The organism is Staphylococcus pragensis, assembly GCF_004785665.1.
Lineage (GTDB): Bacteria > Bacillota > Bacilli > Staphylococcales > Staphylococcaceae > Staphylococcus > Staphylococcus pragensis.
The window spans coordinates 959,975-985,810 of the sequence record NZ_SRPJ01000001.1 but is presented as its reverse complement, the minus strand read 5'-3'; the positions used below and the strand labels follow the sequence as shown (position 1 = coordinate 985,810).

The window sequence follows — 25,836 nt, the reverse complement described above, 5'->3', positions numbered from 1 at the left end:
ATTGTTAGTATATGGAGGGCGTTATAAATGCATTTTATTGCTTTAAGTATAAATCATCGTACTGCCGATGTAGCACTTAGAGAGCAAGTTGCTTTTAGAAATGATGCCTTACGATTAGCCCATGAAGATTTATTCGAAACTAAATCTATTTTAGAGAACGTTATTTTATCTACATGTAATCGTACAGAAGTATATGCTGTAGTAGACCAAATTCATACAGGACGTTATTATATTCAAAGATTTTTAGCACGTTCATTTGGATTTGAAGTAGATGATATAAAAGCGATGTCAGAAGTAAAAGTGGGGGACGAAGCAGTAGAACATTTATTGCGTGTCACTTCTGGCTTAGATTCAATTGTATTAGGTGAAACTCAAATTCTTGGACAAATGAGAGATGCATTCTTTTTAGCTCAAGAAACAAATACAACTGGAACAATTTTTAATCATTTATTTAAACAAGCAATTACTTTCGCTAAAAAGGCGCATAGTGAAACTGATATTGCAGATAATGCAGTGAGTGTTTCTTATGCAGCTGTTGAATTAGCTAAAAAGGTATTCGGTAAACTTAAAAGTAAACAGGCTGTCATTATCGGTGCAGGGGAAATGAGTGAGTTATCACTTCTTAACTTATTAGGTTCAGGCATTACGAATATTACTGTCGTTAATAGAACTGAAGAAAATGCAAAAATGTTAGCACAGAAACATAATGTTAAATATGATTCACTTAATTCTTTACCTACCTTATTGGCTTCTGCTGATATTGTGATTAGTTCAACTAGTTCACCAGAATTTATTATTACAAAAAACATGATGAAAGAAGCGGTAGCGCTTAGAAAAGCTAAATCATTATTGTTAATTGATATTGCTGTTCCTAGAGATATTGAGCCAGGTATTAACTTAAATGATAATGTATTTAGTTATGATGTAGACGATTTGAAAGGATTAGTTGATGCCAATTTACGCGAGCGACAAATGGCTGCAGAAATGATTGCAGATCAAATTCCTAATGAAATTCAAAGTCATAATGACTGGGTTAACATGTTAGGTGTAGTTCCAGTTATTCGAGCATTACGTGAAAAAGCTATGGCAATCCAAGCAGAAACAATGGAAAGTATTGATAGAAAGCTTCCTGATTTGTCAGATAGAGAGCGTACAGTTATTTCTAAGCATACCAAAAGTATTATTAATCAAATGCTTAAAGATCCAATTAAACAGGCTAAAGAATTAAGTAATGATAAAAAAAGCAATGAAAAATTAGAGCTATTTCAAAGTATTTTTGATATTGAAGCTGAAAATCCCTACGAACAAGTTAAGGCTCGTAAAGCAGAAAGAGAAAAGGAGCTTTCAGTACGACATATCTTAAGTTTTGAATAAGCATATTTATATGGTGATAATATGCAAGAAACCCTGTTTATTAGATTTCATGAAATTATATTAGTCATATATTTGATAAGTATTCTTTGTTATTTTATAGATTTCGTTAGAAAAAGCTATAAAATTCGAGAGTTAGGTATATACACACTAGGGATTGTTTGGATATTACAAACAATCTCTTTGTCTATATATATGACATCGCATAGTCAGATACCACTCAACTCTCTTTTTGATGTATTTTTCTCTTTGTCATGGATTATTATATCTATTTCGCTAATATTAAATGTTGTGAAAGCATTAAGCTTTTCCGTATTCTTTTTAAATGTCATAGGTTTTATTTTATTAATGATGAATACTTTCCAACCAGAACATTATTCTACGAATGGACAAAGAGTTACAATTATCAATGAGTTACTCTTAATTCATATAGGTTTAGCTGTCCTAAGTTATGCATTTTTTGCATTAGCATTTGTTAATGCATTGTTATACATCATTCAATATCGCAATTTAAGAGAGAAAAAATTTGACCAGAAGTACTTTAGAATTGGAAGTGTAGCTACTTTAGAAACTATTGTATTTTATTCTTCATTGAGTGGCTTAATTATTTTAATTTTTAGTATTATATTAGGAGCGCAATGGGGATTTTATGCAGTAGGAGAAAGTATCTTCACAGATCCTAAAGTGATTTTATCTACAATAATTACAATCCTTTATAGTATGTTTGTAATTGTTCGTCTTAATCAGTGGCTCAAATCAATTCATTTAATCTACTTTAATATTGTGTTATTTTGCTTATGTATGATTAATTTATTTTTTACAGCTCATTTCACTTAATATTTGAAAAGCAATAGGAGGCAGCATGTATGCGCAAATTAGTTGTAGGTTCGCGAAGAAGCAAACTTGCTTTAACGCAAAGTCAACAATTTATTGATAAACTTAAAGAAGTTGATCGAACTTTAGATATAGAAATAAAAGAAATTGTTACTAAAGGGGATCGAATTGTAGATAAACAATTATCAAAAGTTGGAGGCAAAGGTCTTTTCGTTAAAGAAATTCAACATGAGTTGTTTAATAAAGACATTGATATGGCAATCCATTCCTTAAAAGATGTTCCAAGTATTATTCCAGAAGGCCTCACGTTAGGTTGTATCCCAGATAGAGAAGTACCTTTTGATGCGTATATTTCTAAAAACCATACACCTTTAAATGAATTACCTGATGGCAGTATTATTGGTACTAGTTCATTAAGACGTGGTGCACAAATACTATCTAAATATCCTAATTTAAAAATAAAATGGATTCGAGGAAATATTGATACGCGACTTCATAAGTTAGAAACTGAAGATTATGATGCAATTATTCTTGCTGCAGCAGGTTTACGTCGTATGGGTTGGTCTGATGATATTGTAACGACTTACCTAGATAAAGATGTCTTATTACCGGCAATTGGTCAAGGTGCTTTAGGTATAGAATGTCGTAGTGATGATAAGGAATTATTAGAATTACTTCAGAAAGTTCATAATAAACAAGTGGCAGCTTGTGTTACTGCTGAACGTACATTCTTAGCTGCGATGGATGGAAGCTGCCAAGTTCCTATTGGTGGTTACGCCACTAATAATTCAAATGGAGAAATTGAATTCACAGGGTTAATTATGACACCTGACGGCTCTGAGAGATATGAACATACTGAAATAGGCACTGATCCAGTAGAATTAGGAAAAAAAGTAAGTGATGTACTAATTGAACAAGGTGCCTATGAAATTATTAGAAAGCTAAATGAAGAACAACCGCACTAATAGTTAATGTATTTAAACATTAATATAAAATTTAGAGGGGTAAAACAAATGAAACCAGTTATAGTAATGACGCAAACGAGTAATATACAAAGTGATTTAGTGGAAATTGTGCATAAGCCCTTTATCCAAATTCAACCACTTGAGATTGATACTCGATTATTGCAAAATAACTATGACTGGCTTATTTTTACGTCTAAAAATGCAGTTAGATTATTTCAGCCCTATATGGATACACTACAAGTTAAACATATTGCTGTAATAGGGAGTAAAACTGCACAACTATGTCATGATATAAACATTAAGGTAGACTTTGTGCCAGAAGATTATTCACAAGAAGGATTATTGAATAATTTAAGTATAAAAGGGCAAAAAGTATTGATACCAAGTAGTGCACAAGCACGACCTAAACTTCAACAACAATTAGCTATTAATAATAATGTAGTGAAAATCGATTTATACAAGCCTGTTCCTCATAAAAATAATATTCATGACGTCTTAAATATGATAAATAATAATGCAATTGAAGCACTTACGTTTTCAAGTTCATCGGCAGTGCGTTATTATTTTAATGAAGGACTTCCGTCTGACTTTAATCAATATTATGCAATAGGTCAACAAACTGCTAATACGTTGAGAGAATATGGGATCGAACCCTATATAGCTGATAAACAGACGGCAGAAGCACTTATTAATAAAATTATAGAAAGTAGGAATAAATAATGAAATTTGATAGACACAGAAGATTACGCTCTTCAGAATCAATGCGTCGTTTAGTCAGAGAAAACCATGTAAGAAAAGAAGATTTAATTTACCCTATCTTTGTAGTAGAAAAAGATAATGTTAAAAGTGAAATTAAATCTTTACCTGGCGTATATCAAATTAGTCTAAATCTTCTAGATGAAGAAATTAACGAAGCCTACGATTTAGGTATTAGAGCTATTATGTTCTTTGGTGTACCGAATGAAAAAGATGAAGTTGGCTCAGGTGCTTATGATCATAACGGAATTGTTCAAGAAGCAACTCGTAAAGCTAAATCATTACACGAAGACCTACTCATCGTAGCAGATACATGTCTATGCGAATACACTGACCACGGTCACTGTGGCGTTATTGATGATCACACTCATGATGTTGATAATGATAAATCATTACCATTATTAGTGAAAACAGCTATCTCACAAGTTGAAGCTGGTGCAGACATCATCGCACCTAGTAACATGATGGATGGATTTGTTACTGAAATTCGTCAAGGTTTAGATGAAGCGGGTTATTATAATATTCCTATTATGAGCTACGGTATTAAATACGCTTCAAGTTTCTTTGGACCATTTAGAGATGCTGCAGATTCTGCTCCTTCATTTGGGGATAGAAAAACATATCAAATGGATCCTGCCAACCGCTTAGAAGCTTTAAGAGAATTAGAAAGTGACTTGAAAGAGGGCGCAGATATGATGATTGTTAAACCTGCGTTAAGTTACTTAGATATTGTTAGAGATGTTAAAAATAATACAAATATTCCAGTAGTTGCATATAATGTTAGTGGTGAATATGCGATGACTAAAGCCGCTTCACTCAATGGTTGGATTGATGAAGAACGCGTAGTGATGGAACAAATGGTTTCAATGAAACGTGCGGGCGCAGATATGATTATCACTTATTTTGCGAAAGATATTTGCCGTTATTTAGATAAATAATTCATTTTTGAAAAGGAGGACTAAATATGGGATATGAAAAATCACAAGAAGCAATGAAAATTGCCGAAAATTTAATGCCTGGTGGGGTGAATAGCCCAGTTAGAGCATTTAAATCTGTTGATACACCAGCAATTTTTATGGATCATGCTGAAGGCTCTAGAATATATGATATCGATGGTAATGAATATATTGATTATGTATTAAGTTGGGGTCCTTTAATCTTAGGACATAAAAACAAGCAAGTGATTGAGAAGTTACATGAAGCGGTGGATAAAGGTACAAGCTTTGGTGCTTCTACGCTTGAAGAGAATCGATTAGCAGAATTAGTTATCGACCGTGTACCATCTATTGAGAAAGTGCGTATGGTATCTTCAGGAACTGAAGCTACATTAGCTGCATTACGTCTTGCACGTGGTTACACAGGTAGAAACAAAATTGTTAAATTTGAAGGTTGCTATCATGGACACAGTGATTCATTGCTTATTAAAGCGGGTTCTGGTGTAGCAACATTAGGTTTACCTGATTCTCCAGGTGTGCCAGAAGGTACTGCTAAAAATACAATAACTGTGCCTTACAATGATTTAGATGCAATTAAAGTTGCATTTGAGAATTATGGCGATGATATTGCAGGCGTTATAGTAGAACCTGTCGCAGGAAATATGGGCGTAGTGCCACCTCTAGAAGGTTTCTTAGAAGGAATTAGAGATATTACATCTGAATATGGTTCTTTACTTATCTTTGATGAAGTAATGACTGGTTTCCGCGTAGGCTATAATTGTGCACAAGGTTACTTTGGTGTAACACCTGATATTACTTGCTTAGGAAAAGTAATTGGCGGTGGCTTACCAGTAGGTGCCTTTGGTGGTAAAAAAGAAATTATGGATAGCATTGCACCTGTAGGAAACATTTATCAAGCTGGTACATTATCTGGAAATCCTTTAGCTATGACTAGTGGATATGAAACACTTAGTCAACTAACTCCAGAATCTTACGATTATTTCCAAGAACTTGGTGATATATTAGAAAAAGGTTTAAAAGAAGTCTTTGCGAAACATAATGTGCCTATTACAGTTAACAGAGCGGGCTCTATGATTGGTTACTTCTTGAATGAGGGTCCAGTAACTAATTTCGAACAAGCGAATAAGAGTGACTTAGAACTCTTTAGCAATATGTATCGTGAAATGGCTAAAGAAGGCATCTTCTTACCGCCATCACAATTCGAAGGTACATTCTTATCTACTGCGCATACTAAAGAGGATATTGAAAAAACAATTCAAGCATTTGATAATGCATTAAGTCGCATTGTATAATTTAATATAAAATAATGTGAGGTTAAGACTTTAGTCTTAACCTCATTTTAATGAAAGAAGTGAGCGTTAATGTGGATATTAAGACGCAATAATTTAATTTTATTTATTACTGCTGTCGTTATGAGTTTAATCTTGCATTTTGCTCATATCCTTTTACCATTCATGTTTGGTCCCATTATTGCTGCTATATTAGTAGTAAAAGTTTTTAAGTTGAAAGTTCAATGGCCATTTTGGCTCAGTCAAATTGGTTTAATTTTACTAGGGGTTCAAATAGGATCTACTTTTACTAAGAAAGTGATTAACGATATTAAAAATGATTGGTTAACGATTGTAGTTGTCACGATATTACTCATATTGCTCTCATTATTAATTGCATATTTTTTCAAAAAAATAGCTCAAGTTAATACTGAAACAGCAATATTAAGTGTTATTCCTGGCGCACTAAGTCAAATGCTAATTATGGCTGAAGAGAATAAAAGAGCGAATATTCTTGTAGTGAGTTTAACACAAACATCTCGAGTTATATTTGTGGTAGTCTTAGTTCCGTTTATCTCATATTTTTTCAGTAGTGGAGATACTAGCAATCAAACTGTAAGTAAGGCGCCACCGTTAACTGAAGCTCTAAATATTTCTCAAATTCTATTTTTAGCTATTACAATCGGTATTGTTTACTTTATAATGGCGAAGATTCATTTTCCAACTAAACAATTATTGGCACCAATAGCTGTTTTAGTAGTATGGAATTTATCTACACATGCAACATTTACTTTAGATAATGGTATTCTTGCATCAGCACAATTGATTTATATGATTAGAATTGGACTACAAATTGCTAAATTATTAGGAGATTTGAAAGGGCGTCTTGCCATAGCGATCATTTATCAAAATGTTCTTTTAATCATTAGTGCATTCTTAATGGTATTTATCGTACATTTATTTACTCATAGTTCAATGAATGAGTTGTTTTTAGGGGGCGCACCTGGTGGAATGAGTCAAATTGTGCTTGTAGCAATAGCCACAGGGGCCGATGTAGCTATGATTTCGAGTTTCCACATATTTAGAATTTTCTTCATCTTATTCCTCGTTGCTCCAATTATAGGATTTTTCATGAAAAGAAGTATAAAAAAATAGCGAATACTCGTATATACGAGCGTTTGCTATTTTTCTATTTATGTTGAGGCTTGTAAGGACAAGTTTCCAAGTGAGCATCATATAAACCAGCCGCTTCTAAAAATGAAAATACGGTGACTGGACCTAAAAATTTAAATCCATATTTCTTTAGGTCTTTAGATAATTGTGTAGCACGCTCATCAACAGTAATTCTTTCAGACGCATGTCGATAATGGAAGTCAATAGGTTGATGATTGACACATGACCATAAGTAATCACTAAAATTACCATGTTCTTTTTCAATTTCAAGATAACCTTTCGCTTGAGATACAATAGCTTCTAATTTTTTACGATTATGAACTATGTTAGGAAACTCCATTAATTTATCAATATCTTCGTGAGTCATACTTGCTACTTTTTCAGGTTCAAAATTATAAAATGCTTCTTCATAGGAAGATTTTTTCTTTAAAATCGTCAACCATGACAATCCAGCATGTTGAGACTCTAACGCCAAAAGTTTAAATAGCGCTTTACTATCATATAATGGCTGTCCCCATACGTGATCGTGATATTCAAGATAAATGGGATCCTTTGTACCGAACGCACATTCGTTCATAAATATACCTCCAAGAGATTGACTTATTAGGCTTTCCATTATACTATAAATAAGTAATTAAATATATTTATGGGAAGAGTAAGTTTGAATGATAGCAAAGAGAGCATATGGTTGGTGGAAATATGTATAGCATTCTTACTGAAGGTAGCCCACTTGAACTTTTATTGAACTTATGTAGTAAATAAAAGCGTGTTTGAGCGTTAATCATAATTAAGTGCAAGGTTAAAGTTTTCAATCGAGAATTTTAAGCTTGAATTTAGGTGGTACCACGGAACATCCGTCCTATTTTTTAGGAGGGGTGTTTTTTTATAATTAGGAGGTTTTTTCTATGAACATGGAACCTAAGTATAATCCGCGCGAAGTTGAAGCGGGTCGTTACGAAGAATGGGTTAAAAATGGGTATTTCAAACCCTCAGAAGATAAATCAAAAGACACTTATACGATTGTTATTCCTCCACCAAATGTAACTGGTAAGTTACATCTTGGTCATGCATGGGATACAACGTTACAAGATATCATTACACGTATGAAAAGAATGCAAGGTTACGATACGTTATATCTTCCTGGTATGGATCATGCGGGTATTGCTACACAAGCTAAAGTAGATGCAAAATTAAAAGAACAAGGCATTTCTCGCCATGATATTGGCCGTGAGAAGTTCTTAGAACACGCTTGGTCTTGGAAAGAAGAATATGCTTCTTTTATTCGTCAACAATGGGCTAAATTAGGTTTAGGTTTAGACTATAGTAGAGAACGCTTTACTTTAGATGATGGTTTAAGTCAAGCTGTTAGGAAAGTATTCGTTGACCTTTACAATAAAGGCATTATTTATCGTGGAGAACGCATAATCAACTGGGATCCCGCAGCTAGAACAGCATTATCTGATATTGAAGTAATCCATGAAGATGTTCAAGGTCATTTTTATCATTTTAAATATCCATATGCTGACGGTGAAGGTTATATTGAAATTGCTACAACACGTCCTGAAACGATGTTAGGAGATACAGCTATCGTTGTTAACCCTAATGATGAACGTTATAAGGATGTTATTGGTAAAAAAGTTATTTTACCTATTGTTGGTCGTGAATTACCAATTTTAGCAGATGAATATGTTGATATTGAATTTGGTAGTGGTGCTATGAAAGTAACACCTGCACACGACCCAAATGACTTTGAAATCGGACAACGTCATGATTTAGAAAACATCATCGTTATGGATGAAAACGGTAAAATGAACGATAAAGCTGATACATATGCAGGTTTAGACCGCTTTGAATGCCGTAAACAATTAGTAGAAGATTTAAAAGCACAAGATTTAGTTATTAAAATTGAAGAGCACATGCACTCAGTAGGTCACTCAGAACGTTCGGGCGCTGTAGTTGAACCTTATTTATCTACACAATGGTTCGTTAAAATGAAACCACTTGCTCAAAGAGCATTAGATAATCAAAACACAGATAATCGTATTGATTTCTATCCACCTCGCTTTGAAAATACATTCAACCGCTGGATGGAAGAAATTAGAGATTGGACGATTTCTCGTCAATTATGGTGGGGCCATCAAATTCCAGCTTGGTATCATAAAGAAACAGGCGAAGTTTATGTTGGCGAAGAAGCACCAGAAGATATTGAAAACTGGCAACAAGACGAAGATGTATTAGACACTTGGTTCTCAAGTGCGTTATGGCCATTCTCTACGCTTGGTTGGCCAAATGAAGAAGCAGAAGACTTTAAACGTTACTATCCTACAAATGCGCTTGTAACAGGATATGACATTATCTTCTTCTGGGTAGCAAGAATGATCTTCCAAGGTCTAGAATTTACTGATCGTCGTCCGTTTAACGACGTATTATTACACGGTTTAGTTCGTGCTGAAGATGGCCGTAAGATGAGTAAATCATTAGGTAATGGTGTTGACCCAATGGATGTTATCGAAGAATATGGCGCAGACAGCTTGCGTTACTTCTTAGCTACTGGTTCATCTCCAGGTCATGATTTACGTTATTCTACTGAAAAAGTAGAATCAGTATGGAATTTCATCAATAAAATTTGGAACGGTGCGCGTTTCAGTTTAATGAATATTGGTGATAACTTTAACTACAACGATATCGATTTATCTGGTAATTTATCTCTAGCAGATAAATGGATTTTAACGCGTTTAAATGAAACAATTGAAACAGTCACACACTTAAGTGATAAATATGAATTTGGTGAAGTAGGCCGAGCATTATATAACTTCATTTGGGACGAATTCTGTGATTGGTACATCGAAATGAGTAAAATTCCAATGAATGGAGACGATGAAGCTCAAAAACAAACGACACGTTCTGTATTAAGTTACACATTAGATCAAATTATGCGTATGCTACATCCGTTCATGCCATTTGTCACTGAAAAGATTTGGCAAAGTCTTCCTCATGAAGGAGAAACAATTGTAAAAGCATCTTGGCCAACTGTTAAAGAAGAATTTAGCTTTGAAGACAGTAAACAAACAATGCAACAACTTGTTGAAATTATTAAATCAGTTAGACAATCTCGTGTTGAAGTTAATACACCGCTTTCTAAATCTATACCAATTTTCATCCAAGCAAAAGATGAAGACGTGAAAGCGACACTTAATGAAAATGCAGATTATATTCATAAATTCTGTAATCCAAGCGAGTTAGTCATTGATACAAATATTGATATTCCAGAAAAAGCTATGACAGCAGTGGTAGAAGCAGGGAAAGTCGTTCTTCCTTTAGAAGGCTTAATCGATATGGACAAAGAAATCGCTCGTCTTGAAAAAGAATTAGATAAATTACAAAAAGAATTAGATAGAGTTGATAAAAAATTATCTAACGAAAACTTTGTTAATAAAGCGCCTGAAAAAGTTATTAACGAAGAAAGAGAAAAACAACAACGTTATCAAGAAAAATATGATGGTGTAAAAACTAGAATCGAACAATTAAAAGCATAGGAGAATCGCCAATGAATTACCTAGATAGTTTGTATTGGATACATGAACGAACAAAATTTGGTATCAAACCCGGTGTGAAAAGAATGGAATGGATGCTGGATCGTTTGAACAACCCTCAATTAAATATTCGAGGCATTCATGTTGGTGGTACAAATGGCAAAGGCTCTACAGTTGCTTATTTAAGAGCTGCTCTTGTTGAAAATGGCTATGAAGTAGGAACATTTACTTCACCATTTATTGAAACATTTAATGAAAGAATAAGTTTAAATGGTCATCCTATTACGAATGATGAAATAGTTGAATTAGTTGAACGTGTCAAACCTGTGAGTGAGGCATTAGAACAAGAAACTGAACTAGGTGGCGCTACAGAATTTGAAATAATTACGACTATGATGTTTTTATACTTTGGAGAAATTCATCCAGTCGATTTCGTTGTAGTGGAAGCTGGTCTTGGAATTAAAAATGATTCTACTAATGTATTCAAACCAATTCTTTCAATTTTAACAAGTATTGGATTAGATCATACGGATATTTTAGGTAATACTTACTTAGATATCGCTAAAGACAAAGGTGCGATTATTAAACCTAATACACCAGTGATTTATGCGGTGAAAAATGAAGAAGCACTTAAATATATTCGTGATTTAGCTGAAAGTAATGATGCTAAGCCTATGGAATTAGATCGTGAAATTGTAGTGCTATCACAAGATGATGAGTTTACTTATCGTTATAAAGACTATGAGTTAGAAACGATTATCTTAAATATGTTAGGTGAACATCAAAAAGAAAATGCTGCGTTAGCTATTACCGCATTAATCGAACTTAACGAAGAAGATGTCATTGAATTAGATTTCAATAAAATGATTGATGCTATTGAGAGTGTAACGTGGACTGGCCGAATTGAGAAAGTGAAAGAAAATCCATTAATTATTATTGATGGTGCTCATAATAATGAAAGTGTAGAAGCTTTAATAGACACAATTAAAAATTATTACGACACTAAAATGGACATTCTATTCTCAGCTATTAAAGGAAAACCAGTTTCAGGTATGTTGAATAAATTATCGGAAGTAGCTAATACAATTTACTTCACTGAATTTGATTTCCCTAAAGCACTTAGCAAAGATGAACTTGCCGAAAGTATTAATATTGATAATATTCAATTTGTCGACGATTATGTTGAATTTATCAATCAATATGAAGGTGAAGGATTGTTAATTACTGGTAGTTTGTATTTCATTAGTGAAGTAAAAGCTAAAACACAATTTTAAATTTCATAAAGTTATTTAACCACTTAATAACGTACTATTTTAAGTATAGACGTTGATTAGGTGGTTTTTTAAATTGCGTTTATCTGCAGAAATTAATATTTAGAACTTTAAAGTAAGAAATACATTAATTTTTATAATAAATCTATATATTAATAAAATTATACAGTTTACTTTTACCGTATTTTTGCTACAATAATTGAAAGGAGATGTTTCATGTATATACTTTCTTACTTATGTAGTGTTCTTTTTAGCTACTTATATCAATTGAGCTCGATTAATAAACTCTCTTTCAATTACTTTAAATTGCGTTCCAAGTGCGATAACTGTCACCAACTTTTGAAATGGTTTGAACTCTTACCTATTATTAGTTTTATTTGCTTGAAAGGGCAGTCTAACTGTTGTGGATATCGGCTTAATACAAATTATTTTATAGGTGAACTTTTAGCATTTCTAATTATCCCAGTTTCATGTTATATTCCTTCCTCTATACATTTCCCATTGTTTTTAACCACATCTTTATTTCTATTATCAATGGCACTTTATGATATTGATACTAAGACCGTTAATATGAATCTTATAATTATATTAGCCATTATTTCTTTATTTATATCGCATGTTTATATCTTCACTTTTCTAATTTTCTCCCTAATATTACACACATGTTTTTTGATTATGCCAAATCAAATTGGCTATGGTGATATTCTCTTATTAAGTATGCTATCTCTCTTTTATCCCTATAACTTCTTTTGCATTTTTCTTTTATTTGCATTATTAACTGCAATGCCATTCGCATTCTTTACAATTTTAATTAAGAAATCTTCGAACCTCCCTTTTATTCCTTTTATCTTTATTGGTTATCTATTTGCAAATTATTTCTATCCCTATCTTTTAGTTTATTTATAGAAAGGTTGATTTTTTTGAAAATTAAGGACATGGCAGCTACTGAATTACCTAGAGAACGACTGATTCAACAAGGCGCAAAAAGCTTATCTAATAGCGAATTATTAGCGATTTTAATTAATACTGGACGCCAAGGATACTCTAGTATTGATATAGCGAATGATATTATGAACAAATATCCAAATTTAAAAGAACTAAAGCAATTATCTATTGATGATTTAGTAAGAATAAAAGGGATAGGTACTTATAAAGCAACTACCTTAAAAGCAGCATTTGAATTAGGGGAAAGAATGAATACAAGAAGTACACATGAAAAAGTTAAAATTAAATCACCTAAAGATGTTGCTGATATGATGATGGCTAAAATGAAGGATTTAACACAGGAACATTTTGTTGCACTATTTTTAAATTCAAAAAACGTTGTTATGAAAGAAGAAGTAATTTATAAGGGAACGTTAAATTCATCTGTAATACATCCTAGAGAAGTATTTAATGCAGCAATTAGAGCGTCAAGTAATGCAATTATTGTAGTACATAACCATCCTTCTGGTGATGTCTTAAACGTAGTATACTAATCTATAGTACTTAAAGTATTTAAAGAAAGTATAATGGATGATATACTACTTTGGGTACATTATATCAATAGGAGAAATATAAAGTATATAAAGTATTCAAAGTGGGGGAGGAAAAATGAAAGTGCAAAAAATAGTAGTGGATAATAAAGCTTATCCACTATTTATATTGCTTGATGAACAATTTGAAGTAGTTGAACCGGTTATGAGCTTCATTAAATATCTAGATAATACTAATAAGTCACCCAACACTATAAAAACATATTGTTACCACCTAAAGTTATTTTATGTGTTTATGCAGCAAAGAAAAATCTCGTTAGACGAAATTCAGTTTGACGAGTTGGCGAATTTTGTAGGATGGTTACGTAACCCCACAGAAAACGCGAATGTTATTGACATTCACCCAAAAGAAGCTAAAAGAGAGGAATCTACTGTTAATGCTATTCTTAATGCCGTGATTAGTTATCTAGAATATTTGAGTCGTTCTGGTGGCTTTAAAATGCTTGATTTGTTCAATGAAACACGAGGCAGAAACTACAAAGGATTTCTCCATCATGTGAGTAAAGGAAAGCCATATAAAAGAAACGTATTGAAGTTAAGGGAAAAAAAGAAAATGATTAGGACACTAAATCATTCAGAGGTAAAAGAAATCGTAGAAGCCTGTCACACCCTCAGAGATAAATTAATCATAATGCTTATGTATGAAGGTGGGATGCGAATAGGAGAGGTTTTGTCTCTAAGACTGGCAGACATAGTGACTTGGGATAATCAGGTTCACATAACACCTAGAGAAGAAAGTCTGAATGGAGCTTACATAAAGCTTAGAAAAGAAAGAGTAATCCATGTTAGCAAAGAGTTAATGGCTCTCTATACAGACTATCTTGTGCATGAATACTACGATGAATTAGAGCATGATTATGTATTTATAGCATTAAAAGAATCGCATTTTGGGCAGCCTTTAAAATATCAAAGTGTACTCGATCTCGTTCGGCGGTTGAATAAAAGAACAGGTATTGTGTTTACACCTCATACGTTACGCCATACCCATGCGACAGAACTGATTAGAAATGGTTGGGATGCTGCTTACGTCCAAAAAAGATTAGGACACGCACAGGTTCAGACCACTTTAAACACATACGTCCACCTCTCTAACCAAGATATGAAAGAAGAATTTAAAAAGTATCTTGAAGGGAGAGATAAATGACGATGAATACCAAAAGAAAAATTATAAGCTCTGTAGCAATTGGTAAAAAAATAGCAGAAATGAACAGCAAATTAGAAGGATATTGGGCTGATGATAGATGGGATATCAGAAAGTGCCCACTACCTTCAGCAATCGAACTTTCTAAAAGCCCATCTTTAAGAAACCGATGGGTAAATTTTGACCGAGTTGAAAATTTGTGGTTAAGAACCGAATTGAAATTCTTTTTCTATTACCACATGACCAATGAGGTTTGGAATGCTAAAACCGTGTGGATTAGAAAAGGAACTGTAATTAATAAAATGTTGGGTTTCTTAGATATGAAATATCCTCACATAGAGTCAATCACAGAAGTACCAATTGAAAAAGCTATGACTGAATACAGGACTTACTTAGTAGAGCAAGGAGTCAGAATAACAACTACCAATCACAAGCTAAATGCCAAACAAGAAAGAATCACAGTAAAGGCAAATTCATACTATGTGACAAATCTTAAGCAGTTTATGGAGTTTTATGAAGATTATTATTTTGACGGAGAAGAATGGGAAAAGGATGTTTGGGATAGAAGAAAAATGAATCTACCTTCTGATAAAGTCAATCCCACTCAATATGAGTATCTCGTATCTTTCAAAGAGATTCCTAGTATTTATTACAGAGAGCTGACAAAACGATATTGCAAGCTCAAATTAAACACCGTGAGCTTTTCTCATGTAAGCGATATCGCAGGCAGGTTGAAAGAGTTTTTTGTATTTCTTAATAAAAATTATAAACATTTAACAAGACTTCATCAGCTTACCCGAGAGCAAATTGAACACTACTTGGCAGAACTGAATAAATCAGGAATTAAACCGAGCACTTTAATGGGGAAAATATCGGTTTTGGACGGTTTCTTTACTACAATTCAGAAGTTTGATTGGAATGACGTTCCTTCAAAGATACTAGTTTTCCAAGAAGATTATCCTAAGGTACCGAAAGCAACACCGAGATATATTGATGAATACGTTTTGGAGCAATTAAACAGTCATTTAGATGATTTACCTGCTTATATAGCAACTATGGTAATGATCATTCAAGAAGGTGGTATGAGAATCAGTGAGTTGTGTACTTTGAAAAGAGATTGCCTTCTCGAAGATAAGGAAGGTGATTACTTTTTAAAATATTACCAATGGAAAATGAAAAAAGAACATACTATTCCGATATCGAGAGAGGTAGCTGGTCTTATTAAGGCACATGAAAAGCATGTGTCAGAGGAGTTTGGTGGATGTGAATACCTCTTTCCTCGTAAAGATGGCTCTCCATTGAAACAGGATACTTTTAGACGGGAACTAAACGAGGTGGCACATAAGAAAAATATCGTGGATCGAGCAGGAAGCGTTTTTAGATTCCACGCACACGCATTTCGGCATACCGTTGGTACAAGAATGATTAATAATGGCATTCCTCAACATATTGTCCAGAAATTTTTAGGACATGAAAGCCCGGAAATGACGAGCAGATATGCCCACATTTTCGATGAAACATTAAAGGAAGAGTTCTCTAAATTCAAAGAGACGCTTGTGACAAATCAGGGCAGCATTATTGACATAGAAGAATCCGAAGAAGCCAATAAAACTGATCTTCAATGGTTCAAGAAGAACATTAACGCTCAGGTATTGCCCAATGGCTATTGTCGACTCCCGATAATCGCTGGTCCTTGTCCTCACGCCAATGCTTGTTTAGACTGCACACACTTCTGTACAAGCAAAAAGTTCTTATCGCAACATAAAGATCACTTAGCTCATACTAAGGAATTATTAGCTATCGCAAAAGAGAAACAATGGCAACGACAGATTGAAACCAATTCTCGTGTACAAGAGCGACTAGAGCAGATAATAGGCAGCTTAAAGGAGACGGAGTAAATGGGGAAACAATCAAGGAATACTGATAAGATTATTCAACTGGCAAAAGAAAAAAGTCACAATACTAGACTAAATGTAGAAAAGATAATTTCAAAAATGTCATTAGAAGGCAAAACTATAAATTTTAATACAGTAGCTGCAGAAGCAAAAGTCTCGAAATCTTGGTTGTATAAAGAAAGTGATATAAGAAAACAAATTGAAAATATCCGACATCGCCAACTCAATGGAAAAAGATTGAACTCTACGCCTATAAAGAAAAATAAAAAATCAGAAGAAATACTTATCAAAACGCTAAAAGCGAGGATAAAAGAATTAGAGGAAGAAAATGGTCAATTGAAAAATCAAGTTCAGAAATTATATGGTGAGCTTTATTTTAAAGACTAGAAAGAATACTCTGACTTAAACATTTGACATTTCCCCGTCATTTGTTTAAGGTAAATTTAATTAGACGAAGGAAAGGGTGAACCAACTACATGATTAACTAATCCTATTTTTGAAAGTAAACAATCGAAGGTGTTTGATTTACAAATGATGTTTTATTTGTGCTGCCTTCAATTGTGATCTTCAGGATAGGATTAAATTTCTGTAGTTGGCTCTAAAAGAGTCTTTTTTAGAGTACATCTATATTGATTTATGCCTCCTATTCTGAATGAATTAGGAGGCATTTATTGTCTCCGATTATTTTTAAGGGGATGATAATATGAAAATATTGTTAGAGGCTCTTCGTATAAAACACTATGTTCAAGATCGTTTACTGTTGAACATAGATCAATTACAGATTTATCAGAATGACCGAATTGGGTTAGTTGGTGGAAATGGCAGTGGAAAAACAACGTTACTTCACATATTGGATGAAAAGCTTTTTCCTGAAGAAGGTACTGTAACTCAGTATTCACGGTGCGAACTCATTCCACAATTGAAACATATGGAAACAACAAAAAGTGGTGGTGAAGTAACACGAAAATATATTCAGCAAGCACTTGATAAAAACCCAGAACTGTTACTAGCAGATGAACCGACAACTAACCTTGATACAAATTATATAGAAAACTTAGAGCGAAAATTAAAGGACTGGCATGGAGCATTTATCATCGTTTCACATGATCGTGCTTTCTTAGATACTCTTTGTACGAGTATATGGGAAATCAAAGACGGGGGTATAACCGAATACAAAGGGAACTATAGTGACTATATTGAGCAGAAAGAATTAGAAAATCGCCAAGAGCAATTAGCACATGAAAAATATGAAAAAGAAAAGAAACAGTTAGAAGAGGCCATAAAGTTAAAAGAAGAGAAAGCTCAACGAGCTACTAAGAAACCGAAAAATATAAGTTCATCGGAAGCAAGGCTAAAAGGAGCGAAGCCATACTTCGCAAATAAACAGAAGAAGTTACGGAAAACGGCAAAAGCTCTAGAAACTAGACTGGATAAGCTTGAAAAGGTAGAAAAAACAAAAGAACTACCCCCACTTAAAATGGATTTATTGAATTCAGAGACTTTTAAAAATCGGATTATACTCCGTGTTGAAGATGTTTCGGGTGTAATTGAGGAACGAGTATTGTGGAAAGCAGCTAGTTTTTACGTTCGAGGAGGAGATAAGCTGGCAATTATCGGCTCTAACGGTACGGGCAAGACCACCTTTATTAAAAAAATTGTTCAGGATAAGCCAGGTATTTCATTTTCACCATCTGTTAAAATTGGTTACTTTAGCCAGAATCTAGACATATTAGAGCTCGACAAGACTATTTTAGAAAACGTCCAATCTTCTTCACGGCAAAATGAAACTCTTATTCGAACCATTCTAGCGAGAATGCATTTTTTCAGAGATGATGTTCATAAACCAGTAAATGTCTTAAGTGGTGGAGAGCGAGTTAAGGTAGCACTAACTAAAGTGTTCTTAAGTGATGTTAATACGTTAGTATTAGATGAACCAACAAACTTTCTTGATATGGAGGCTATAGAGGCGTTTGAATCCTTATTAGAGGAGTATGAAGGAAGCGTAATTTTTGTCTCCCATGATCGTAGGTTTATCGAAAAAATAGCTACCCGAATCATGATGATTGATAATAAAGAAATTAAAATATTTGAAGGAACATATGACCAATTTAAAGCTAAACAAGCTAGGGAGGAAACACGGGATATAAAAGAGGATAAAAAACTTTTACTTGAAACAAGGATTACTGAGATACTCAGTCGATTGAGTATTGAACCTTCGGAGGAATTAGAAAAAGAGTTCCAAAACCTAATTAACGAGAAAAGAAATTTAGATAATTGAATCACTTTAAGGACATGTCTTTAAAGTGTAAAGGTTATTACAATCGGCTTTTTTATGGATTACTCTTGATATGATGTAACGCCATCTAAAGAAGATATTGCAACTACTATTCGATTGAAAGAATGTGGTCATATTCTCGGTATAGATTTATTAGATCATATTATTATTGGTGATCAAAAGTTTACTAGCTTGGTAGAAGAAGGATATTTTGAGTAAAGTCTTTTTTAAATTCTTTATAGTATGACTTAGTAACTTTTTGTATAATAAGGTTTTAATAAAAGGTTAAGAGGTGTACTATGACAATCTTTTTAATTATTGGTATATTATTGCCCATTATTTATGTAATTAGATTAAATGTTAAACAACAAACGATTCGATTTAAAGAAGTATTAATAACGGTAGGGTTATCTATAATAGGTTTTGTAGTATTTTCAATTTTAGGGGTATTTATTAGTCATCAAAAGGTAGATATCTTTACATTATTAGTTGGAGCTGTTGTTACTGGAATCATTTGGGGATTACTTTTAGCGGGTACATATAAATTTTATAATTATTTAACTCATACTTTTAAAAAATAAATTAATGCTAGCTAAGTAGTCTGAAATCAATCATTAGATACGTAGCTAGCATTTCTATTTTATCGAATATAGGCTGAGAGGGTTTGGAAGTTTTCAAGAATCCAGAGAATACCCTGATAACCTAAATAAAGACATAAAATAACTAAAGCGGCTGAGATAATAAATCTTAAAATAGCAAGGCCTACTTTAAATAATAAAATAACTAATAATGCAATTAATATAACTGTAAGAATATGCATTGTCACACTCCTCACTTAAAAAGTTTGTCAATTACAACATAATATTATTGTAATTCATTTTAGCACAAAAACCTATCATACTTTAGGTAATAGGTCTTCTAGTACCTAAGACTGATGAATAAGAAATGATAGTTATTTATAATGATTAAGATTAAATTAGGAGGGAAAGTAATGCGATTTATTCTGAGTCTCATAAAAAATATTGTTGCAGTTATAGCTATTATTTGCGTCGTCTATATTGCACTAAAATATGCTCCTTTTCTAAGAGAACAAGAATGGAATCCTATTAACCATCCTCCTAATAATGCGCCTATAAGTGAGAATTATAATCAATTTAATAATCCATATCCTACAGATGGTAAACATTATGTTTTAGAAGACAATGACTTATTAAAAAATATTCCGTCTAGTCAAGTGGGGAATGTATTTAAATTAATCGATAAAAATGAATTTATGGCCGTCTCAGGTCTTGGAAGAATGGGATATAATGATCATTATATTGCAGGGCAAAGAGAAGATAAGTTCATTCTTTATAAATTTGGTAGCGATTCAATGAGAGTCTATAGTACTGAAATTGAATTGGAACAAGATTTAAATCGCATGGGGCAAAATATTGAGCTTAAGCCACCGACTGCTTATTAATTGATAGGGCATATATTTTAACTATTTGAAAAGCAAAATTAAATACGTTACAGTTCTATTAGAGATAAAAATTAAAGGTTGGTGTGATTTATGGCAGAACAATCTAAAGAAAAACAAGCTAACGAACAAGCTAAAGCACAAAACTTATTCGCTAAGTGGAGAAAAGATGAAACACTATATAGCGAAGATGAAAAAAAGGAAAATACCGACAAAGAAAAATAATCATTAGATAATGAGTATTAAGGCTTGAAATTGAAATGCTTAATACACTGATTTTAAGGTGTTTTAAGCATAAGATATCAAGCCTCTTTTTTCTTTTTATATGAATAAAGCTTAAAAGGTAAGTATTTAGTGCTTTATTTAGATTATAGAGTAATATAAAATAGTAAAGGACAATTTAAATAACTATCGGTAGAGGTGTTGTGAGTGCAAAAGTTTTTCAAAAATAACAAGTTGATTGTTGTTTTTTGTGCAATTATAGTTTTTATTGCACTGATTGGTTTGTCCATTCGATCGCAAACTCAATCACCTCCGGAGCAATATGTAGGGGATTCTGTTTCATTTGGACAAAGAGTTATTAGTTATCCCGTTAATTTTGTGACTGGAGCAATAAATAACATTTTCAGCTCATCTAAAACAACTGACAATAAAAAAGTTAAAGAATTAGAAGCTAAAAATGAGAAGCTAGAAGCGGAAAATGAATATCTAAAGAAAGAATTACATATGAGTGACGTTTCTAAATATGATGCAATATCAGGAGCCGTTATTGCTCGTAATCCTGATCAATGGATGAATACAGTGATTATAGATAAGGGTAAAAAAGCGGGTGTAGGAAATAACATGGCTGTAATGACAGCTGATGGATTAATCGGCAGAGTAACTAAAGTTAATCAATTTTCTTCACAAGTAGATTTAATTTCTACTAATACGAGAACAGGTAAATTATCAGTTAACATTCAACATGGCTCAAGTAACGTCTTTGGTTTGATTGACCACTATGATAGAAAAAGCCAAGAACTTATTATTAGTAATATCAACAATAAAGATAAAATTTCCAAAGGTGATAAGGTAGTTACTAGTGGATTGGCTGATCAATTACCAAGTGATTTATACATAGGTGAAGTTACGAAGGTAGAAAATGATGAGTATGGTTTAGCTCAAGAAGTAAGAGTTAAAACAGGAGCCAATTTATCACAAATTAATCACGTCTATATTGCTAAGAGAGATGCTAAAACTGTCCCTGAAGAAAGTAGGGAGTAATAATGAGAGTTATATATTATTTAATTATTAGCGCGATACTCTTCTATTTAGACACTATCATCGGTCTCATCATTCCAATGCATATAGGTAATATGGAATTTATATTAGTGCCACATTTAACTTTAATGTTTATACTATTATTAACTATTTATCGTAGTTTAGGCGTTGCCTTGTTGCTGGGTGTATTCCTAGGAATTATTACAGATATTTATTTAGGTAGTATATATGGAATGTATATGTTTGGATATATAGCTATAACGTTACTTTTCGATAAATTTATCAAAGTTTTTTATCGCGATTATACTATGATATTTATATTCAATATATGTGCTTTGATATTATTTGAAAGTTATATTGCACTTATTTATTCAATTGTTGGATTTGTTCAATTTGATATTGTACACTTCTTATTATTGCGTCTAATACCAACAATCATACTTAATAGTGTACTACTCATCATACTTTATCCAATCTTAATTAAAATTTTCAAAAAAACGCAAAACAAGATTGACAGTAAGATATAGGAATGGTAAGATGCAGTAGTTGAGTAGTTTTATAGCTACATACAACCGCTCGCATACAGGTTTAAGTACTTATTTAACAAGTCACCTGTATATGGCGTGACTTATAATATAGGAGGTGCAAAGTATGTTTGCTATTATCGAAACAGGCGGTAAACAAATTAAAGTAGAAGAAGGTCAAGAAATCTTCGTTGAAAAATTAGATGTTAATGAAGGTGATTCATTCACATTTGATAAAGTTTTATTTGTAGGTGGCGATTCAGTTAAAGTTGGTGCGCCAACAGTTGAAGGTGCTACTGTAACTGCTACAGTTAATAAACAAGGACGCGGTAAAAAAATTACTGTTTTCACTTATAAACGTCGTAAAGACTCTAAACGTAAAAAAGGACATCGCCAACCTTATACTAAATTAACTATTGATAAAATCAACGCTTAATCCTTATGATTACTGTTGATATTTCAATAAATGAAGATGGTAAGGTAACAGATGTTATAATGGATGGACATGCTAATCATGGCGAATATGGTCATGACATTGTTTGTGCAGGTGCTTCAGCAGTGTTATTTGGTAGCGTTAATGCTATCTTAGGTTTAACTTCGGAAAAGCCTGACATTGATTACGATGATGACGGTGGTCATTTTCATATTAGAAGTGTAGATACAAATAATGAACAAGCACAACTCATCCTTCAAGCGATGTTAGTTTCTTTACAAACTATTGAAGATGAATATAATGAAAATATCAGATTAAATTACAAGTGAGGTGTATCCCGATGTTAAAATTAAACTTACAATTCTTCGCATCTAAAAAAGGGGTAAGTTCTACAAAAAACGGACGTGACTCTGAATCAAAACGTTTAGGTGCTAAACGTGCTGACGGTCAATACGTTACTGGCGGTTCAATCTTATATCGTCAACGTGGTACTAAAATTTATCCTGGTGAAAATGTAGGTCGTGGTGGCGATGATACATTATTCGCTAAAATCGACGGCGTAGTTCGTTTCGAACGTAAAGGTCGCGACAAAAAACAAGTTTCTGTATACGCAGTTGCTGAATAATTTTGTCTAGTTAACACCAGAAGTGAATACTTCTGGTGTTTTATTTTGTTTAAAATACAATTTGTTTATTTATATAAATTTTATACTTAATGATATAATATTGTCATTGATGAATTAAAAGTAAAAGAGGTGAGATATATGTTTGTCGATCAAGTTAAAATATCTCTTAAAGCTGGTGATGGAGGTAATGGTATCACAGCATATCGTAGAGAGAAATATGTACCTTTTGGTGGCCCAGCAGGTGGCGATGGAGGCAAAGGTGCTTCTGTAGTATTTGAAGTAGATGAAGGATTAAGAACGTTACTAGACTTCAGATATCAACGTCACTTTAAAGCGAAAAAAGGTGAAAATGGACAAAGTAGTAATATGCATGGTAAAAATGCTGAAGACTTAGTCTTAAAAGTGCCACCTGGTACAATTATTAAAAGTGTAGACACTGATGAAGTTTTAGCAGACTTAGTTGAAGACGGACAAAGAGCAGTTATTGCTAAAGGTGGTAGAGGTGGACGTGGAAATTCACGTTTCGCAACACCTAGAAACCCAGCGCCAGATTTCAGTGAAAATGGCGAACCAGGGGAAGAATTAGATGTTACGTTAGAACTTAAATTATTAGCGGATGTTGGTTTAGTTGGTTTCCCAAGTGTCGGTAAATCAACGTTATTATCAATCGTCTCTAAAGCTAAACCGAAAATTGGTGCTTATCATTTTACTACAATTAAGCCTAATTTAGGCGTGGTTTCTACTCCAGATAGTAGAAGTTTTGTAATGGCTGATTTACCTGGTTTAATTGAAGGTGCTTCTGACGGCGTTGGCTTAGGTCACCAATTTTTAAGACATGTAGAACGTACGAAAGTAATTGTTCACATGATAGATATGAGTGGCTCAGAAGGTCGCGATCCTTATGATGATTACCAAATCATTAATAAAGAATTAGTTAATTATAAGCAGAGGTTAGAAGATAGACCTCAAATTATTGTAGCTAATAAAATGGATATACCTGAAGCGGAAGATAATTTAGCGCTTTTCAAAGAAGAAGTAGGAGAAGACGTAACGATTGTTCCTGTTTCTACTATTACTAGAGATAATATTGATCAATTATTATACACAATTGCTGATAAATTAGAAGAAGTTAAAGATATTGACTTCAGTGTAGAAGAAGACGAGGATGCAGGTATTAACCGTGTTCTTTACAAACATACACCTTCTCAAGATAAATTTACTATTACTAGAGACGATGATGGTGCTTATGTAGTAAGTGGTAATGCAATTGAACGTATGTTCAAGATGACAGACTTTAACAGTGATCCAGCCGTAAGACGATTTGCAAGACAAATGCGTTCAATGGGTATAGATGATGCCTTAAGAGAACGTGGATGTAGCAATGGCGATATTGTTAGAATCTTGGGTGGAGAGTTTGAATTTATAGAATAGGAGTGCTTTAAGTGGACAATAAAGATTATAAAAAGTTTTATTTAATACGCGAAGATGTGTTACCAGAATCTGTTGTGAAAACTTTAAAAATTAAAGATGCTTTAAAAAATAATCCGAATTTGTCCATTTTTGAAGCAGTAAAAAGATTTGATTTATCACGAAGTGCATTTTATAAATACCGAGAAACTATCTTTCCAGTAGATGAGAAAATGCTTGAACATCGTGAATTTACGCTTATCTTATATGTGAATGATATTGTAGGTATGCTTGCACAAGTATTAAATACAGTTTCTAAATTAGAATTATCTGTTCTCACTATTCATCAAAGTGTGCCAATGGAAGATAAGGCTACTATCACATTGTCATTAAGTGCGAAAGATACTGCGAAATCAATCGATGAAATTATTATCGCACTACGAGAGATTGAACATGTTTCTAAAGTAGAACTCATCAGTATGAGTATGTAAGGAAGGTCATATATGTACGCGTATATTAAAGGACAATTAACACAACTATTTCCTACACATGTTGTCATTGAAACAACGAGTGGAATTGGATATGAAATACAAACACCTAATTCTTATCGTTTTCAAAAATATTTAAACCAAGAAGCGACTATCTATACTTCATTAATAGTTAGAGAAGATGCCCAATTATTATATGGCTTTATTAGTGAAGAAGAAAAAGATATGTTTTTAAGTTTGATTAAGGTAACGGGCATAGGACCTAAATCAGCCTTAGCTATTTTGGCTACGAGTACGCCAAATGAAGTCAAACGTGCTATTGAAAATGAAAACGATGCATATCTAACTAAATTTCCTGGTATTGGAAAGAAAACGGCACGACAAATTGTGTTGGATTTAAAAGGTAAAGTTCAAATCACTGAAGAAACAAGTGAAACTTTATTCCAAATTGATGGTCAAGCATCAGTAAATGAAAATGTTATTAAAGAAGCTTTATTAGCGCTTGAGGCGTTAGGTTATTCTAAGAGAGAATTAGCGAAAGTTGAAAAAGTGCTTAATAAAGAAAATATAGAATCCGTGGATGAAGCGGTTAAGATAGGTTTAAAAACGTTAGTGTCATAATCTAAATAATTAATTAGACTTGTACAATAAACTTTAAATAACTGGG

The 25,836-nt window shown here is 33.0% G+C and carries 27 protein-coding genes, 2 pseudogenes and 2 other annotated features; of the genes and pseudogenes, 27 read left to right on the top strand and 2 right to left on the bottom strand.

Annotated elements, in window-relative coordinates:
• Positions 1-27 precede the first annotated feature (27 nt).
• The 7 genes from hemA to E2558_RS04860 all read left to right on the top strand — a co-directional run bounded on the left by hemA (position 28) and on the right by E2558_RS04860 (position 7,305).
• Positions 28-1,374, top strand: coding sequence for a glutamyl-tRNA reductase (gene hemA, locus E2558_RS04890; RefSeq protein ID WP_126567065.1), 1,347 nt, complete (start codon positions 28-30; stop codon positions 1,372-1,374).
• Between the two features lie 21 nt (positions 1,375-1,395).
• Positions 1,396-2,208, top strand: a complete 813-nt coding sequence (ccsA, locus tag E2558_RS04885; protein ID WP_126567064.1) for a cytochrome c biogenesis protein — start codon at positions 1,396-1,398, stop codon at positions 2,206-2,208.
• A 29-nt stretch (positions 2,209-2,237) separates the two neighbouring features.
• Complete coding sequence (hemC, locus tag E2558_RS04880) at positions 2,238-3,170, top strand: hydroxymethylbilane synthase (RefSeq protein WP_126567063.1); 933 nt, start codon at positions 2,238-2,240, stop codon at positions 3,168-3,170.
• Between the two features lie 48 nt (positions 3,171-3,218).
• On the top strand, positions 3,219-3,890 hold the full coding sequence (locus E2558_RS04875; protein WP_126567062.1) for a uroporphyrinogen-III synthase: 672 nt from the start codon (positions 3,219-3,221) through the stop codon (positions 3,888-3,890).
• The gene (gene hemB, locus E2558_RS04870; RefSeq protein WP_126567061.1) at positions 3,890-4,864 is read left to right on the top strand and encodes a porphobilinogen synthase; all 975 of its coding nucleotides are present in this window, start codon (positions 3,890-3,892) and stop codon (positions 4,862-4,864) included. The genes E2558_RS04875 and hemB overlap by 1 nt, the downstream gene beginning before the upstream one ends.
• A gap of 26 nt (positions 4,865-4,890) precedes the next feature.
• Positions 4,891-6,174: a glutamate-1-semialdehyde 2,1-aminomutase gene (gene hemL, locus E2558_RS04865; protein ID WP_126567060.1), complete on the top strand. Its 1,284-nt coding sequence runs from the start codon at positions 4,891-4,893 to the stop codon at positions 6,172-6,174.
• A gap of 69 nt (positions 6,175-6,243) precedes the next feature.
• Positions 6,244-7,305: an AbrB family transcriptional regulator gene (locus tag E2558_RS04860; RefSeq protein WP_126567059.1), complete on the top strand. Its 1,062-nt coding sequence runs from the start codon at positions 6,244-6,246 to the stop codon at positions 7,303-7,305.
• A gap of 34 nt (positions 7,306-7,339) precedes the next feature.
• Here E2558_RS04860 and E2558_RS04855 read toward each other — a convergent pair whose 3' ends face one another.
• A complete protein-coding gene (locus tag E2558_RS04855) occupies positions 7,340-7,900 on the bottom strand; it encodes a DNA-3-methyladenine glycosylase I (protein ID WP_126567058.1) in 561 nt (186 codons plus the stop codon).
• Between the two features lie 61 nt (positions 7,901-7,961).
• Positions 7,962-8,188: a binding site (T-box leader), on the top strand.
• 40 nt (positions 8,189-8,228) lie between these two features.
• Here E2558_RS04855 and E2558_RS04850 point away from each other — a divergent pair.
• The 10 genes and pseudogenes from E2558_RS04850 to E2558_RS04805 all read left to right on the top strand — a co-directional run bounded on the left by E2558_RS04850 (position 8,229) and on the right by E2558_RS04805 (position 19,554).
• Positions 8,229-10,859 (top strand): valine--tRNA ligase, encoded by a 2,631-nt coding sequence (locus E2558_RS04850; protein WP_126567057.1) that lies wholly within the window; start codon positions 8,229-8,231, stop codon positions 10,857-10,859.
• Positions 10,860-10,870: 11 nt separating this feature from the next.
• On the top strand, positions 10,871-12,130 hold the full coding sequence (locus tag E2558_RS04845) for a bifunctional folylpolyglutamate synthase/dihydrofolate synthase (protein ID WP_126567056.1): 1,260 nt from the start codon (positions 10,871-10,873) through the stop codon (positions 12,128-12,130).
• Positions 12,131-12,343: 213 nt separating this feature from the next.
• Entirely contained in the window at positions 12,344-13,033 is a 690-nt protein-coding gene (locus E2558_RS12605; protein WP_126567055.1) for a prepilin peptidase, read from the top strand.
• 14 nt (positions 13,034-13,047) lie between these two features.
• A pseudogene (gene radC / locus E2558_RS04835) lies at positions 13,048-13,587 on the top strand (RadC family protein); the annotation flags it as partial.
• Between the two features lie 133 nt (positions 13,588-13,720).
• Complete coding sequence (locus E2558_RS04830) at positions 13,721-14,806, top strand: tyrosine-type recombinase/integrase (RefSeq protein ID WP_000867968.1); 1,086 nt, start codon at positions 13,721-13,723, stop codon at positions 14,804-14,806.
• Positions 14,803-16,701 (top strand): tyrosine-type recombinase/integrase, encoded by a 1,899-nt coding sequence (locus E2558_RS04825; RefSeq protein WP_000178564.1) that lies wholly within the window; start codon positions 14,803-14,805, stop codon positions 16,699-16,701. The genes E2558_RS04830 and E2558_RS04825 overlap by 4 nt, the downstream gene beginning before the upstream one ends.
• On the top strand, positions 16,702-17,085 hold the full coding sequence (locus tag E2558_RS04820; protein ID WP_000517973.1) for a DUF6262 family protein: 384 nt from the start codon (positions 16,702-16,704) through the stop codon (positions 17,083-17,085). It begins immediately after the preceding gene.
• Between the two features lie 316 nt (positions 17,086-17,401).
• Positions 17,402-18,976, top strand: coding sequence for a Vga family ABC-F type ribosomal protection protein (locus E2558_RS04815; protein ID WP_000698182.1), 1,575 nt, complete (start codon positions 17,402-17,404; stop codon positions 18,974-18,976).
• Between the two features lie 72 nt (positions 18,977-19,048).
• A pseudogene (locus tag E2558_RS04810) lies at positions 19,049-19,192 on the top strand (JAB domain-containing protein); the annotation flags it as partial.
• An 80-nt stretch (positions 19,193-19,272) separates the two neighbouring features.
• Positions 19,273-19,554 (top strand): hypothetical protein, encoded by a 282-nt coding sequence (locus E2558_RS04805; RefSeq protein ID WP_126567053.1) that lies wholly within the window; start codon positions 19,273-19,275, stop codon positions 19,552-19,554.
• A 59-nt stretch (positions 19,555-19,613) separates the two neighbouring features.
• On the opposite strand, the gene E2558_RS04800 is transcribed toward E2558_RS04805, so the two are convergent.
• Positions 19,614-19,793, bottom strand: a complete 180-nt coding sequence (locus E2558_RS04800; RefSeq protein WP_126567052.1) for a hypothetical protein — start codon at positions 19,791-19,793, stop codon at positions 19,614-19,616.
• A gap of 171 nt (positions 19,794-19,964) precedes the next feature.
• Between E2558_RS04800 and E2558_RS04795 the strand changes: the two genes are divergently transcribed.
• The 10 genes from E2558_RS04795 to ruvA all read left to right on the top strand — a co-directional run bounded on the left by E2558_RS04795 (position 19,965) and on the right by ruvA (position 25,790).
• Positions 19,965-20,435: a DUF4930 family protein gene (locus E2558_RS04795; RefSeq protein WP_126567051.1), complete on the top strand. Its 471-nt coding sequence runs from the start codon at positions 19,965-19,967 to the stop codon at positions 20,433-20,435.
• Positions 20,436-20,525: 90 nt separating this feature from the next.
• Complete coding sequence (locus E2558_RS12535; protein ID WP_126567050.1) at positions 20,526-20,657, top strand: hypothetical protein; 132 nt, start codon at positions 20,526-20,528, stop codon at positions 20,655-20,657.
• A gap of 204 nt (positions 20,658-20,861) precedes the next feature.
• Entirely contained in the window at positions 20,862-21,695 is an 834-nt protein-coding gene (mreC, locus tag E2558_RS04785; protein WP_126567049.1) for a rod shape-determining protein MreC, read from the top strand.
• Between the two features lie 2 nt (positions 21,696-21,697).
• Positions 21,698-22,219: a rod shape-determining protein MreD gene (gene mreD / locus E2558_RS04780; protein ID WP_126567048.1), complete on the top strand. Its 522-nt coding sequence runs from the start codon at positions 21,698-21,700 to the stop codon at positions 22,217-22,219.
• Between the two features lie 33 nt (positions 22,220-22,252).
• Positions 22,253-22,331 (top strand) — a sequence feature (ribosomal protein L21 leader region).
• 12 nt (positions 22,332-22,343) lie between these two features.
• Positions 22,344-22,652, top strand: coding sequence for a 50S ribosomal protein L21 (gene rplU, locus E2558_RS04775; RefSeq protein WP_002448968.1), 309 nt, complete (start codon positions 22,344-22,346; stop codon positions 22,650-22,652).
• Between the two features lie 5 nt (positions 22,653-22,657).
• The gene (locus E2558_RS04770) at positions 22,658-22,978 is read left to right on the top strand and encodes a ribosomal-processing cysteine protease Prp (protein ID WP_126567047.1); all 321 of its coding nucleotides are present in this window, start codon (positions 22,658-22,660) and stop codon (positions 22,976-22,978) included.
• A gap of 11 nt (positions 22,979-22,989) precedes the next feature.
• Positions 22,990-23,274 carry a 50S ribosomal protein L27 gene (rpmA, locus tag E2558_RS04765; protein WP_011275573.1) on the top strand — a complete coding sequence of 95 codons (285 nt, stop codon included), beginning with the start codon at positions 22,990-22,992 and terminating at the stop codon, positions 23,272-23,274.
• Positions 23,275-23,412: 138 nt separating this feature from the next.
• Positions 23,413-24,705, top strand: coding sequence for a GTPase ObgE (gene obgE, locus E2558_RS04760; RefSeq protein ID WP_126567046.1), 1,293 nt, complete (start codon positions 23,413-23,415; stop codon positions 24,703-24,705).
• Between the two features lie 11 nt (positions 24,706-24,716).
• Positions 24,717-25,172, top strand: coding sequence for an ACT domain-containing protein (locus E2558_RS04755; protein ID WP_126567045.1), 456 nt, complete (start codon positions 24,717-24,719; stop codon positions 25,170-25,172).
• A 12-nt stretch (positions 25,173-25,184) separates the two neighbouring features.
• Complete coding sequence (gene ruvA, locus E2558_RS04750) at positions 25,185-25,790, top strand: Holliday junction branch migration protein RuvA (RefSeq protein WP_126567044.1); 606 nt, start codon at positions 25,185-25,187, stop codon at positions 25,788-25,790.
• Positions 25,791-25,836 lie beyond the last annotated feature (46 nt).